The organism is Microbacterium sp. SW12 (assembly GCF_055391095.1).
In genome coordinates, this window is the sequence record NZ_AP024335.1 from 1,187,997 (window position 1) to 1,200,503 (window position 12,507).

General features: G+C 66.6%; 18 protein-coding genes and 1 pseudogene. 11 read left to right on the top strand and 8 right to left on the bottom strand.

Annotation, left to right across the window (positions count from 1 at the left end):
• Positions 1 to 154: 154 nt before the first annotated feature.
• From MICSW_RS05930 to MICSW_RS05960, 7 genes and pseudogenes are all read left to right on the top strand, one after another.
• Positions 155 to 1,189, top strand: a complete 1,035-nt coding sequence (locus MICSW_RS05930; protein WP_464497664.1) for an iron-siderophore ABC transporter substrate-binding protein — start codon at positions 155 to 157, stop codon at positions 1,187 to 1,189.
• Positions 1,186 to 2,232 (top strand): FecCD family ABC transporter permease, encoded by a 1,047-nt coding sequence (locus tag MICSW_RS05935; RefSeq protein WP_228178540.1) that lies wholly within the window; start codon positions 1,186 to 1,188, stop codon positions 2,230 to 2,232. The genes MICSW_RS05930 and MICSW_RS05935 overlap by 4 nt, the downstream gene beginning before the upstream one ends.
• Entirely contained in the window at positions 2,229 to 3,299 is a 1,071-nt protein-coding gene (locus MICSW_RS05940; RefSeq protein WP_228178541.1) for a FecCD family ABC transporter permease, read from the top strand. Before MICSW_RS05935 ends, MICSW_RS05940 begins: the two co-directional genes overlap by 4 nt.
• Before the next feature lie 74 nt (positions 3,300 to 3,373).
• Entirely contained in the window at positions 3,374 to 4,183 is an 810-nt protein-coding gene (locus MICSW_RS05945) for an ABC transporter ATP-binding protein (RefSeq protein ID WP_228178675.1), read from the top strand.
• Positions 4,170 to 5,113, top strand: a pseudogene (locus MICSW_RS05950) (siderophore-interacting protein). Before MICSW_RS05945 ends, MICSW_RS05950 begins: the two are co-directional and overlap by 14 nt.
• 46 nt (positions 5,114 to 5,159) lie before the next feature.
• Positions 5,160 to 5,381: a type II toxin-antitoxin system VapB family antitoxin gene (locus MICSW_RS05955; RefSeq protein WP_292728026.1), complete on the top strand. Its 222-nt coding sequence runs from the start codon at positions 5,160 to 5,162 to the stop codon at positions 5,379 to 5,381.
• Positions 5,378 to 5,782 carry a PIN domain-containing protein gene (locus tag MICSW_RS05960; protein WP_228178544.1) on the top strand — a complete coding sequence of 135 codons (405 nt, stop codon included), beginning with the start codon at positions 5,378 to 5,380 and terminating at the stop codon, positions 5,780 to 5,782. Before MICSW_RS05955 ends, MICSW_RS05960 begins: the two co-directional genes overlap by 4 nt.
• A gap of 236 nt (positions 5,783 to 6,018) precedes the next feature.
• Here the strand turns inward: MICSW_RS05960 and MICSW_RS05965 are convergent, their stop codons facing one another.
• Positions 6,019 to 7,533, bottom strand: coding sequence for an IS1634 family transposase (locus MICSW_RS05965; protein WP_464496536.1), 1,515 nt, complete (start codon positions 7,531 to 7,533; stop codon positions 6,019 to 6,021).
• 147 nt (positions 7,534 to 7,680) lie between these two features.
• On the opposite strand from MICSW_RS05965, the gene MICSW_RS05970 reads away from it, so the two are divergent.
• Positions 7,681 to 7,908, top strand: a complete 228-nt coding sequence (locus MICSW_RS05970) for a PIN domain-containing protein (protein WP_464497679.1) — start codon at positions 7,681 to 7,683, stop codon at positions 7,906 to 7,908.
• Between the two features lie 42 nt (positions 7,909 to 7,950).
• On the opposite strand, the gene MICSW_RS05975 is transcribed toward MICSW_RS05970, so the two are convergent.
• The 6 genes from MICSW_RS05975 to MICSW_RS06000 all read right to left on the bottom strand — a co-directional run bounded on the left by MICSW_RS05975 (position 7,951) and on the right by MICSW_RS06000 (position 10,862).
• The gene (locus MICSW_RS05975; protein WP_228178545.1) at positions 7,951 to 8,436 is read right to left on the bottom strand and encodes a glutathione peroxidase; all 486 of its coding nucleotides are present in this window, start codon (positions 8,434 to 8,436) and stop codon (positions 7,951 to 7,953) included.
• A 23-nt stretch (positions 8,437 to 8,459) separates the two neighbouring features.
• The gene (locus MICSW_RS05980) at positions 8,460 to 8,918 is read right to left on the bottom strand and encodes a MarR family winged helix-turn-helix transcriptional regulator (RefSeq protein ID WP_228178546.1); all 459 of its coding nucleotides are present in this window, start codon (positions 8,916 to 8,918) and stop codon (positions 8,460 to 8,462) included.
• A 103-nt stretch (positions 8,919 to 9,021) separates the two neighbouring features.
• Positions 9,022 to 9,282 carry a Txe/YoeB family addiction module toxin gene (locus tag MICSW_RS05985; RefSeq protein WP_228178547.1) on the bottom strand — a complete coding sequence of 87 codons (261 nt, stop codon included), beginning with the start codon at positions 9,280 to 9,282 and terminating at the stop codon, positions 9,022 to 9,024.
• Positions 9,279 to 9,530, bottom strand: a complete 252-nt coding sequence (locus MICSW_RS05990; RefSeq protein ID WP_228178548.1) for a type II toxin-antitoxin system Phd/YefM family antitoxin — start codon at positions 9,528 to 9,530, stop codon at positions 9,279 to 9,281. Before MICSW_RS05990 ends, MICSW_RS05985 begins: the two co-directional genes overlap by 4 nt.
• Positions 9,531 to 9,622: 92 nt before the next feature.
• Positions 9,623 to 10,246 (bottom strand): hypothetical protein, encoded by a 624-nt coding sequence (locus MICSW_RS05995; RefSeq protein WP_228178549.1) that lies wholly within the window; start codon positions 10,244 to 10,246, stop codon positions 9,623 to 9,625.
• Positions 10,247 to 10,376: 130 nt separating this feature from the next.
• Entirely contained in the window at positions 10,377 to 10,862 is a 486-nt protein-coding gene (locus tag MICSW_RS06000; RefSeq protein ID WP_228178550.1) for a dihydrofolate reductase family protein, read from the bottom strand.
• Between the two features lie 75 nt (positions 10,863 to 10,937).
• On the opposite strand from MICSW_RS06000, the gene MICSW_RS06005 reads away from it, so the two are divergent.
• The 3 genes from MICSW_RS06005 (at position 10,938) to MICSW_RS06015 (ending at position 12,078) form a co-directional block, all read left to right on the top strand.
• The gene (locus MICSW_RS06005) at positions 10,938 to 11,510 is read left to right on the top strand and encodes a YdeI/OmpD-associated family protein (RefSeq protein ID WP_228178551.1); all 573 of its coding nucleotides are present in this window, start codon (positions 10,938 to 10,940) and stop codon (positions 11,508 to 11,510) included.
• A 68-nt stretch (positions 11,511 to 11,578) separates the two neighbouring features.
• Positions 11,579 to 11,842, top strand: a complete 264-nt coding sequence (locus MICSW_RS06010; RefSeq protein WP_228178552.1) for a ribbon-helix-helix protein, CopG family — start codon at positions 11,579 to 11,581, stop codon at positions 11,840 to 11,842.
• The gene (locus tag MICSW_RS06015; RefSeq protein ID WP_228178553.1) at positions 11,839 to 12,078 is read left to right on the top strand and encodes a toxin; all 240 of its coding nucleotides are present in this window, start codon (positions 11,839 to 11,841) and stop codon (positions 12,076 to 12,078) included. The genes MICSW_RS06010 and MICSW_RS06015 overlap by 4 nt, the downstream gene beginning before the upstream one ends.
• A 2-nt stretch (positions 12,079 to 12,080) precedes the next feature.
• Here MICSW_RS06015 and MICSW_RS06020 read toward each other — a convergent pair whose 3' ends face one another.
• Entirely contained in the window at positions 12,081 to 12,473 is a 393-nt protein-coding gene (locus tag MICSW_RS06020) for a nuclear transport factor 2 family protein (RefSeq protein ID WP_228178554.1), read from the bottom strand.
• Positions 12,474 to 12,507 lie beyond the last annotated feature (34 nt).

The following is a 12,507-nucleotide window of genomic DNA, read 5'->3' on the forward strand; positions in this document are numbered from 1 at the left end:
CGCGTGATCCCAGTCTAGAGAACGAGTCAACAAAGTTGACAGAGTCTGCTGGATGAACCTTCAGATTGAAGGATGGTTCGGAGGCAAGGTAGGTTAGGCGAGGCTTACCAATCGAAGGTAAGCCTATCCACAGCAGCCCACGAAAGGAGCGCCCGTGCGCGCCTCCCGTCTCATCGCCCTCGGCATCTCCGTGGCCCTGACCGGTTCCCTTGCCGCGTGTTCGTCCTCGACGGATGGCGGGACCACCGACACTGAATCGACCGAAACCGGTGCCTTCCCTGTAACGATTGAGCACGCCTACGGCGAGACCGTGATCGAGGAGAAGCCCGAGCGTGTCGCGACCGTCGCCTGGTCGAACCACGAGGTACCGCTGGCACTGGGCGTCGTTCCCGTCGGCATGAGCAAGGCGACCTGGGGTGACGACGACGGCGACGGTGTGCTGCCGTGGGTCGAAGACAAGCTCGAGGAACTCGGCGCCGAAACCCCCGTTCTGTTCGATGAGACCGACGGAATCGACTTCGAGGCCGTGGCAGACACGCAGCCGGACGTCATCCTTGCCGCGTACTCGGGGCTCACACAGGAGGACTACGACACCCTGTCGAAGATCGCGCCGGTCGTCGCGTACCCCGAGGTTGCCTGGGGCACCTCGTACGAAGACATGATCCGCATGAACTCCGCGGCGCTCGGTCTCTCGGCCGAGGGCAATGAGCTGATCGACGAACTGCACGAGACGGTCTCTACCTCGCTCGAGAACTACCCCGAGCTCGACGGCGCTCGCATCCTCTTCAGCTACATCGACCCGTCTGACTTCAGCCAGATCGGCTTCTACACGAGCCACGACACGCGCCCCGGCTTCCTCGAGAGCATCGGGTTCCCCGTTCCCGAGATCGTTGCCGAAGAGTCGGCGAATACCGAGGAGTTCTACACCTCGGTCAGCGCCGAAGAGGCAGACCGCTTCGCGGACGTCGACGTGTTCGTCACCTACGGCGACCCCGGCAGCGACATCGTCGAGCAGCTGCAGGCTGATCCGCTGCTCTCGCAGATCCCGGCGATCGCGAACGGTTCGATCGTCGTGCTCGAGAACAGCACGCCGCTGGCGGCATCCGCGAACCCGTCGCCGCTGTCGATCGGCTGGGGCGTTGACGACTACTTCGCTCTGCTCGCCTCCGGAGTCTCTGCACAGCAGTGACCACCCTCCACGCGCCCGCACCGGTACCGGCCGTCGCCTCGCTGCGACGATCGGTATCGGTGCGCGTCGCGTGGCTGATCGCGAGCATCGCCCTCCTCGTGGTGCTCGCCGTGGCATCCGTCGCCTTCGGGGTCGCCGACGTGAGTCCCGCCGATCTCGTTGCGGGCCTTTCCGGCAACGCCTCCTCGATCGAGTCAGCAGCGGTCATCAAACGGATGCCGCGCACCGTGCTCGCGATCCTCGTCGGCGCCTCCCTCGCCCTCGCGGGCGCGAGCATGCAGGCAGTCACACGCAATCCACTGGCCGACCCCGGCATCTTCGGGGTCATGAGCGGTGCGGCACTGGCCGTCGTCGCCGGGCTCGCGTTCTTCGGCATCGTCGACCCGTACGGCCAGATGGGCCTCGCGATCCTGGGCGCTGCCGCAGCGGCGATCTTCGTCTACGCCGTGGGCTCGCTCGGGCGCGGGGGAGCGACACCGCTCAAGCTCGCGCTGGCAGGCGCCGCGACCGCGGCTGCCCTCGCCTCACTCGTGAGCGCCATCTTGCTGCCGCGCATCGATGTGATGTCGACCTTCCGGTTCTGGCAGATCGGCGGCGTCGGCGGCGCCGAATGGGACCGCATCGCCGTGGTCGCGCCCGCGCTGCTGATCGGTGCCCTGATCGTGTTCGCGACAGCGCGCGGCCTGAACTCGCTCGCGCTCGGCGACGACCTGGCAGCGGGACTCGGCGAGCACGTGTCGCGCACGCGGCTGATCTCGTCGGCAGGTGCCGTCATCCTGTGTGGCGCAGCAACCGCGATCGCCGGCCCGATCGCGTTCGTCGGTCTCGTCATCCCGCACCTCGTGCGGCTGCTGGTCGGACCCGACCACCGTTGGCTGCTGCCGCTGTCGGCGATCGGCGGCGCCGTGCTGCTGCTTGCCGCCGACATCGTCGGGCGCCTGGTCGCCAAGCCCGAAGAGATCGAAGTGGGCATCGTGACCGCCCTCATCGGAGCACCGGTGTTCATTTGGATCGTCCGCCGTCAGAAGGTGCGCGAGCTATGACCGCCACCCTTATCCCCACGGCTACCCCCGCCGCGGTCTCGACGACCGCCGCCGCGATCGCTCGCGGTCGCCGCATCCGCCGCCGCCGTTGGACCGTGATCACCGCGATCCTCGCCGTGATCGTCCTGGCCGTCGTCGCCATCAGCACGATGGTCGGGCACACCTTCTATACGCCGGTCGACGTCGTGCGCGTCATCCTCGGCGAAACCGTGCCCGGAGCATCCTTCACCGTCGGTGAGCTGCGCCTGCCGCGCGCGCTGCTCGCCCTGTTGTCAGGCTTCGCGTTCGGGATGGCGGGGGTGACGTTCCAGACGATGCTGCGAAACCCGCTCGCCTCGCCGGATGTCATCGGCATCAGCGCCGGCGCGAGTCTTGCCGCGGTGACCGGCATCATCGTCTTCTCGCTGAGCGACATCGCTGTCTCGGTCGTCGCCCTCATCGGCGCTGTGGTCACCGCCGGCGCGATCTACCTGCTGGCAAACCGCGGCGGGTTCGCCGGCGCCCGGCTCATCCTCATCGGCATCGGTGTTGCCGCGATGATCCAGAGCCTCATCGCCTATCTGCTCTCGGGCGCCGCCGAATGGGACCTGCAGGCCGCGATGCAGTGGCTCTCGGGGAGCCTGAACAACGCATCCTGGGAACGGCTCGTGCCGCTCGTCATCGTGATGCTGCTCGTCGTGCCGGTCATGCTCGCCCGCAGCGGTGATCTCGACATTTTGCGCCTCGGCGATGACTCTGCCGCGGCCCTCGGCCTGCGCGTCTCGCCCACCCGCGTTTTGTTCATTCTCGGTGCCGTCATCCTGCTTGCCTTCGCCACCGCCGCGACCGGCCCTATCGCCTTCGTCGCCTTCATGGCTGGGCCGATCGCTGCGCGGCTGCTGGGCCCGGGGCCGTCTCTGCTGCTGCCGGCGGGCCTTGTCGGCGCGCTGCTGGTGCTCGTTGCCGACCTCGTCGGCCAGTGGGCTTTCGAATCGCGCTACCCGGTCGGGGTCATCACCGGCATCCTCGGCGCGCCCTACCTCGTCTATCTGTTGGTGCGCACGCACCGGTCGGGAGGATCCCTGTGAACCCGCCTCTTGGAACCACGCTCCTGGCGCCGGATGCTGCCCCTGCGGCCTCCGCGTCGCTCGATCCGGCATCGGTGCCGGGCTCGGTCGGCCACAGGCTCGCCGCCGAGGGCCTCGCGCTCGCGTACGGCGACCGCGCGGTCGTCAGTGACCTCGACCTGCAGATTCGCACCGGCGCGATCACGACGATCGTCGGGGCCAACGGATGCGGAAAGTCGACGCTTCTGCGCGCGTTCGCCCGTCTGCTCCCGCCGCAGGCCGGGCGGGTCGTGCTCGATGGCCGCGAAATCCACCGCACCCCGACGAAGCAGATCGCGTGCGAGATCGGCCTGCTGCCGCAGAACCCCATCGCGCCCGAGGGCATTGCGGTTGCCGACCTCGTGGGCCGGGGGCGGCATCCGCACCAGCGAATGCTCGCCCGCTGGAGCGCCAAGGACTATCAGGTCGTCGCGGAGTCGCTCGAGGCCACCGACATCGCAGACCTTGCCGACCGCTCGGTCGATGAGCTCTCGGGTGGGCAGCGTCAACGCGTATGGATTGCCATGGCACTCGCGCAAGAGACCGGCATCCTGCTGCTGGATGAACCGACGACCTTCCTCGACGTCGCCCACCAGATCGAGGTGCTCGATCTGCTCACCGATCTGAACCGCAGCCGGGGCACGACGATCGTCATGGTGCTGCATGACCTGAACCTTGCGGCGCGGTATGCCGATGAGCTCGTGGCGATGAAGGATGGCCAGGTCCACGCCTGCGGCGCGCCCGACGCGGTCGTCACCGAAGACCTTGTTCGCGACGTGTTCGGGATGGACAGCCGCGTCATCCCCGATCCCGTCTCAGGTTCGCCCGTCGTTCTGCCCATGGGGAGGCACCATGTCCGTCGTTGAATCCACCGTCGTCGAGGCGTCGCCGTTCGTGGTGGCGCGCGCCGCTGTTCGCTCGGTCGAGCTGCTCTCGCCGAGCTTCGCGCGCATCACGTTCGGCGGCGCGGACCTCGATGAGTTCGGTGACCCCGAGCGCATCCTCGACCAGCGCATCAAGCTGATCTTCCCGCCGAGTTCGGGCCGGCTGCCCGACCTCGAGCACCCGGATGGCGACTGGTGGGCGGCGTTCCTCGCCGTTCCCGAGGAGGAGCGCGGCTCGATGCGCACCTACTCGATTCGGGAGCTGCGCGTTGAGGAGGGCGGCACCGCTGTCGTGATCGACTTCGTGCTGCACCTCGAGCCCGGGTTCACCGGTCCTGCGTCGGCCTGGGCGAGTCAGACATCCGTCGGCGATGAGCTGCTGATCATCGGACCGCGCCGGGGCCGCCCGAACGGCGGCGGCATCGAGTACGCGCCCGGCGAAGCGCGCGAGATTCTGCTCGCGGGCGACGAGACCGCGGCACCGGCGATTGCCCGCATCCTCGAAGACATCGACCGCGACGCTGCCGGCCTCGCTGTGATCGAGGTGCCCCACGCCGAGGACGCGCTCGCGATCGACGCGCCCGAGGGTGTCGAGGTGCGCTGGGTCGCGCGGGAGGGCGCGGCGAACGGGTCGCGGCTCATCCCAACCGTGCTCGGTCACCTGGGCGCGACGGCGACGGTGACGGTGACGGATGACGGGACCGAGGAACTCCTGTGGGAAACCCCCGTCTTCTCGGGCTCGGGTGAGGAACTGGATGACGCGGTCGAGACGATCGATCGCTACTTCTGGATCGCGGGGAGAGCTCGGTCGTGACGACGCTGCGCCGTCACCTCGTGAAGGATCTCGGCATCCATCGCGCGCAGGTCGCGTTCATGGGCTACTGGCGCCGCGGCGTCGCCATGCGCGGCTGAGTCGGGAGTCTATATACTCCTCTATACAAACACGGAGGAGGGGTTCATGGCCGTCACGTCAATCGATATCGACCCGGACGAGCTGCGTCAGGCGAAGGAGCTCGCCGGCACGACCTCCAATCGCGAAACGGTCGACCTCGCGCTGCGCACTCTTATCGCCGTTCGTCGTCAGCCTGCCGCTGTCGAGCGAATCATTGCCCGCACTTTCGAACCCGACCAAATCGATGCTCCGACGATCCCGCCGGCGGCGTCGACTGCTGGCCAGTGACGACGTACCTCGTCGACAACAGCATCTGGCAGAAGGCCTCAAAGAGTGAGGTGATCGCGGCCAGGCTCCGGGAGCTCTCGCCCGCGCACCTGCTCATTACCTGCCCGCCTCAGGTTCTCGAGTACTGCCATTCGGCACGGACTCCGCAGGAGCACCAGGAACTCCGCGCGGACATGGCGCAACTCTTGCCCGCGTGGGAGCATCCCGACGAGCGTCAGGCGCTCGACATTCAGCAGGCGCTCTGGGATTCGGGGTTCGTGCGCGCGGCTGCGGCGTTGGATTGCCTCATCGCGGCCTACGCGGTCGTCAATGACGCCGTCGTTCTGAACTCCGACCGCGACTTCGGTTACATCGCGGTCGCGACCCGGGGTGCGGTCAGGCAGGAGTACGTGGAGGCCTAAACCGCTGCCGTCCAACACCGGTGGGGGCAGATCCGGTCCTGATCAGGCGGGGAGTGCGGCTTCGATCGCCTCGATGACCTCGGGGGCGTCGGGCAGGGTGCGGGGGCTGAAGCGCCAGACGCGACCGTCGGGGCTGATGACGAACTTCTCGAAGTTCCAGCTGATCTTGCCGGCCTTGCCGTCGGCGCCCGGAACCGTGGTGAGTTGCTGGTAGATCGGACCTGACTCGCGCCAAGTTAGTGCGTGACGCTCGCGGCGACGGCGTCGAGGATGGCTTGCGCCGTGTCGCCGGGTGGGGTCTTCGCTACGATCTCGTTCCCGTTGATGCTGATCGTGACGTCTCGCAGCGGTCGCAGGGTGCGGACGATCTTGCGGACGCTCGCCCCGGTGATGTCCTGGAGATGGCGTGAGATCGCGAGGGCCGTGAACACGATCGTGAGGTGCGCGTGGATCGAGTCGGCCTCATGATGGAACATCGGTCTCGCACGGAGGTCGGTCTTCGCCATCCGGAACGATGCCTCGACCTGGAACAGTTCGTGATACGCGGCCACGATCTCATTCCCGGTGAGCCGGACCTGGGGAATGTTGGTGACGTACCCCTTCAGCCCAGCCAGTTGACGGGCCCGGTCGACGAGGACCTGATCGACGGCGGGGCGGGTGCCGGTGAGCTTGACGAACCGGTCCTTCTTGAGCGGCTTGGTCCCGTCGGCGATCTTCTGCGCCCGTTCGACCTGCTTGTCGAGGGTGTGGTTGTCGCGCCGGTCACGCTTGGCCGAGTAGTGATAGACCACCCGCCGCTGTCTGGCGTTCTCCCGGACGCCCATGATCCGCTTCGACTCCATGGTCTCGCCGTCGTGGAGGACGCCGCCGTGCGCGTCGAAGTGCTCGGCCAGGTCGTAAGGGGCCTTGCTGATTCGGGAGCCGACGATGAACGAGAACCCGGCGTCCTCGATCTGGTTCAGGTTCGACGCGGACAGCATGCCGGCGTCGGCGACGACCACGACGTCGTCGACTGCGTGTCGGTCTTGGAACGCGCGGAGCACGGGCAACAGCGTGAGCGTCTCGCCGGTGTTTCCGGGGAACTCGTGAACCTCAAGCGGGAACCCGTCCGGGGTGACCAGCATCCCCACCAGGATCTGCGGGTCGACGCGGCGCTCCTTGCTCATCCCCACCTTCCGCAGCGCGTCCTCGTCCTCGGCCTCGAAGTAGAGCGTGGTCACGTCGTAGAGCACCAGCTTCACGTGCCCATGTCGGGTCGCATGCGCATACGCAGCGGTCGCGAGCTTGTCCCGCCAATCGTGTTCAACACATCTCGCGAGGGTCCGCCAGATCGTCCGCAGCCCGGGCGCCGGCACCCCGAGCTCGCCGAGCACCCGGATCGTGTCAGCCTTGCTCGTCGGCTCGACCACGCGAGCGAGGACCAGCTTCATGAACACGTCGTCATCGACAGCGGCATCGAAACCGAGCCGCCGATACGCGGCCTCCAGCACGTCCCACAGCACCCGCGAACGAGATCCCGTCACGGTCGGCGCCGCCCCGGTCGGCGCAGTCGGTGTCAGCGCGTCCAGATCGAACGTCTGCTGCCCGGCATGGATCTTGCTCTTCGCAACCGCCACCAACGCCGCAAGCTGCGCGTCGTCATGCGCCGAGCCGATGTGCTCGAGGATCGTCTGCACTCCGCGACGAGTATGCGCGATCTGCACCGCCGTCGCCCCGGAACGCGTCTTCACCTTCCGGACGAACAACCCCATCGAGGGAGTCTAAATCGCCGCCGTTAGTGCGTAACCCGCCGACCCCGAACCCCGGAAAATCAGGGCAGAACGACCAACGACCGCCGAATCAGCGCTCAAGTGGCACGAGTCAGGACTCCGCAGGAGCACCAGGAACTCCGCGCGGACATGGCGCAACTCTTGCCCGCGTGGGAGCATCCCGACGAGCGTCAGGCGCTCGACATTCAGCAGGCGCTCTGGGATTCGGGGTTCGTGCGCGCGGCTGCGGCGTTGGATTGCCTCATCGCGGCCTACGCGGTCGTCAATGACGCCGTCGTTCTGAACTCCGACCGCGACTTCGGTTACATCGCGGTCGCGACCCGGGGTGCGGTCAGGCAGGAGTACGTGGAGGCCTAAACCGCTGCCGTCCAACACCGGTGGGGGCAGATCCGGTCCTGATCAGGCGGGGAGTGCGGCTTCGATCGCCTCGATGACCTCGGGGGCGTCGGGCAGGGTGCGGGGGCTGAAGCGCCAGACGCGACCGTCGGGGCTGATGACGAACTTCTCGAAGTTCCAGCTGATCTTGCCGGCCTTGCCGTCGGCGCCCGGAACCGTGGTGAGTTGCTGGTAGATCGGATGCGCGTTCTTGCCGTTGAGCTTGACCTTCTCGGTCATCGGGAACGTCACGCCCCAGGTCGCGGAGCAGTACTCGGCGATCCTTTCTTCCGAGCTCAGCTCCTGCAGGAACTGGTTGCTGGGGAACCCGATGACCGTGAACCCGCGCTCACCATAGGTCTTCTGCAGCTCCTCGAGCTGTTCGTACTGCGGAGCGAGCCCACAGCGCGACGCGACGTTCACGACGAGCGCGGCCTTGCCGCCCGTGAGCGCGCCGAAGGTGGTCTGCTCGCCGCGAAGGGTGGTGACGGGGATGTCAGAGAGGTCCATGGGTGGGGTCCTTTCGGGAGGGGTTAGGCGGAGCGAAGCGAGGGGCGGTCAGCGCTGGTGAGGTTCTCTCGCAGATCATGAAGCGAGCTGATGAGGCTGTGCGCAGCATCCGGGGCCATCTTCATCGCGTCGGCGACGCACCCCGCGACGCGGTGGAGGGACGCTTGCAGGTCGGCGGATGCCTCGGTCGCGGTCACCATCACGGTGCGCCGATCGCCGGCCGGGCGGGAACGGATGACGAGCCCCGCGGCTTCGAGACGGTTGACGAGTCCGGTGATGGTGCTGGCGTCGAGGTGGAGTTCGTCGGCGATGCGCCCCGGGCTGGTCGATTCGTCACGCCACAGGATGCCGAGCACGAGCAGTTGCTGATACGTCACACCCCACGGCGCGAGCAGGTCGCGGTAGAGCTGCACGGTTGCCTGCGCGGCGGAGTAGACCGCGAAGCACACGGAATCCTCGAGGGTCACGCTGGGTCGGGTCACACGAGAAGCTTTGCATGCAAGTTATTTGGATGCAAGGTTGTTGCGATGGCTCATAGCTCTCTCGTATCTGCGCGCAACGTACGGCCGGCTTGCGTGCCGCGAATCAGTAGTGGTCTCGCGCCTGCAGTATGACGATGTGGTCATCGGTCACGTAGTAGACGAGTCGGTTCTTCTCGTCGATGCGACGAGACCAGGCGCCTGAAAGAACGTGACGGAGCGGTTCGGGCTTTCCGATGCCGTCGAACGGATCGCGCACGACATCCGCGATCAGCAGGTTGATCCGCTTCAGCGTCTTGCGGTCCTGCGTCTGCCAATAGACGTAGTCCTCCCACCCGTTCGGGTCGAAGGTGAGCGATCGCGTCACGCGTCGAGGAGGTCGTGTTGCTCAAACTCTCCGCGACGTGCGCGCTCGACGGCCTCGAGCAGTCGCTCCGCGTTCGCCGGGTTGCGCAGGAGGTAGGCAGTCTCGGTGAGTGCGTCGAAGTCGTCCTTGGACATAATCACGGCGTTGCCGCGGCGGGAGACGACCTCAACGGTCGTGTGGTCCTCGTTGACCTGCTGAATGAGCCCGAACAGGCTCTTTCGCGCTTCGCTCGCGGTGATGGCGGCCATGGCTGCGACCCTTCGGCTGAGTAGTACGTAAAACGGTACCACTCTGGTGTTCGGTCGGGACCGCATTCATGTCTCCGTAAAGAGTGACGCTGTCAAGGCATCTCGAAGTCTGGACGCACCTCGGCGAGCTCGTCGAGTTGCTCCTGCATGCGCGCGTGGAGCAGTCGCCCGTGCTCGATCCACCCCTCTGGCACCGGCTCGGTCTCGTCCCGGGCCTGCCAAACGGCGTTCCACTGGTGGAGATCGGCGGCCAGCTCACGACTGAGGGGCAGATCCCGGGCGGCGAGCGCGTACCGCTCGCTGAAGGACTCCCATAGCGGCCACTCGCGACCCCAATCCGGAAAGAGTCGAATCACGCGCCGCCCGTCTGGGAGGGTGAGCGGAAGTTTCTTTTGGCTCCGCCGCGAGAGGAGCCGGTCTTGCATTTCCGCGCGCATTCGCCACTCACGCGGTGACGTCGGCGGCGAGTTGTAGTCGCCTCCGACCAACCAGATTAGGCCGCGTCCGTGGGTGGAGTCGTCGACGACCAGCGCGACCGACCACAGACGGTCATCTCCGGCGAGCGTCGTCGCGGACGATTCAACGTCTCTGAGCGTCGCGTCGACAAGATCGACCGTGGTCACCGCTGAGCCGGGGCCTTCGAAGACGTAGATCCGGTAGCGCGGCTCGTTCGATTCCCACGATGAGTCTCGTTCGTCGACTTGGATCGCGCGCATGCCACCACGATAGGACGGGGCCCGCTGGTATGAGCCCTCTCGGACGTCCCGATTATGTGGTCGATAACCTGATCCGCGCATCAACGAATCATCCGCACTCAAGTTCGTGGGGCCTGCCCGATCGTTGCGGTCAGACATCCCCAATCGCGTAGCGGTGCATCGTCACGCCACCGGCGTAGGTCGCCTGCTCGAGCAGCTCGAGCCGCACCGGTGAGGTCATCTCATCGAACAGCGGCCGTCCCGACCCGAGGATGACCGGATGCGTAAACAGCAGCACCTCATCAAGCAGCCCCGCCGCGAGGAGCTGCGTCGCGACATCCGCCCCGCCGACCCCGATGTCTCCGCTCGAACTGGCACGTAGCTCACCGAGCCGCTTGATCGCGTCATCCCCGCCGAACACCGTCGTGTTGTACGGCGCCTCGGGCCAGAAGCTCTCCATCGTCTCGAAGACCTTGCGGCCCTGCACCATCATCGTGAGCGCCTCGGCGCGCGCATTGAACTCCTCGTGCAGCTCGTCGCCGATGCTCATCCAGTCGCCGCCGCCCTGCTCGTCGTGCGCGTGCTCGATGAACAGGTCGAGCGAGACGTTCATCCAATACACGAAGCGTGCGGCCATGGGTCCTCCTCGTCGACGCGGTGCGCGCAGTTCACCACGCCGGGCGGTGTCGGTGCGAGGGGGTAGTTTTCGAGGATGGTCGCCCACAACGACAAGCCCGTCCTTCATGTCGACACCGTCGAAGACTGGGAGCAGTGGCTGGATGCCGATCCGAGCCCCGACGGCGTGCGGCTGCGCCTGCGCAAGACATCCACGCGCAAGCCGGGGATCACCTACGCCGAGGCGCTCGACGTCGCACTGTGCTTCGGGTGGATCGACGGACAGAAGCAGTCACTGGATGCCGACTACTTCCTGCAGGCCTTCACGCCGCGCCGGCCCCGCAGCCTCTGGTCGAAGGTAAACATCGCGCACGTCAACCGTCTGATCGAGGAAGGACGGATGCGGCCCGCCGGCCAGCTCGAGATCGACCGCGCGAAGGCCGATGGTCGGTGGGATGCCGCCTACCGCCAGAGCGATGGCGACATCCCTGCCGAGCTGCAGGCGGCGCTGGATGCCGACCCGAAGATCGCCGCCGCGTTCGCAGCCCAATCCGCGCAGAACCGCTTCGCGATGACGTTCCGCGTCGGCAACCTCAAGCGACCCGAATCCCGTGCAGCCCGCGTCGCCGAGTACGTCCGGATGCTCGAACAGGGGGAGACGCTCCACTGAGTCGGGAATTCTGGACTCACACCGGGATTTCCGTCACGAAGCTGCGTTTTTCGTATTACGATGCGGCCATGAGTAGCGGCGAGACCATCAACGGCACACCCGTCACCGAGGAGCAGATCGCAGCTTGGGCGGCGGAGGCCGACGCGGGTTACGACGTGGACGCGCTCAAGCGCCGGGGTCGCGGACGTCCCGGTCGCGGATCGGAACCCGCGCAGGTGGTTGCTCTCCGGCTAACTGCCGATGAGCTCGCCGCGCTCGACGCTCGCGCCGCCCGCGAGAACAAGTCGCGATCGGAACTGATCCGCGAAGCGATCGCCGCATACGCCGCGTGAAGATCCACGACGCTGCGCTCAGGCACGGGATCGCGCCCGAAGATATTCGACAGGCCGCTTCCTGGTCGCTGTGGATCGAGGACCTCGACGACGACTCTCCTGCTCGCCAACTAAGGCTGGGATTCGACACGCAGGGGAGGCTGCTCGAGACCGTCGTCCTCGTCTTCGACAGCGGTAATGAGCTCGTCATCCATGCGATGAAGGCTCGACCCCAGATGCTTGACCTGCTGCCTTGACCTCAGTGCTCTCCGTCGTGGGCGTTGTTGAAGGCATCCCGGATCGGGAAGGTGTCGTAGACGATGTGCAGGCGCTCGATCAGGCCGTGCTCGTCGAGTTCTGCGACGTCGACCACGGTGAAGGGTGCGGGTTCGCCGGTCGAGAGTGTCCAGTCGAAGTCGAACCAGAAGCTCACGACCGTGCGGACCTCGGTCGATCCGATCATCGTGGCGCGCAGCGTCAGCCGCGAGCTAGCCGTGTCGGCGAACAGGGCCGGGTAGAACTCAGCCGCGGGCATCGTGCCATACAGGGGAGACTCGACGATCCCGTCGGGCGCGAAGAGCGCGATCACCCGCTTGGCATCGCCGATCTCGAGGCTCGCCAGGTACTCGTGGACCAATCGGTCGACATCCATCCGCGTCCCTCCTTCGGCGTGGCCATGGCTCGAC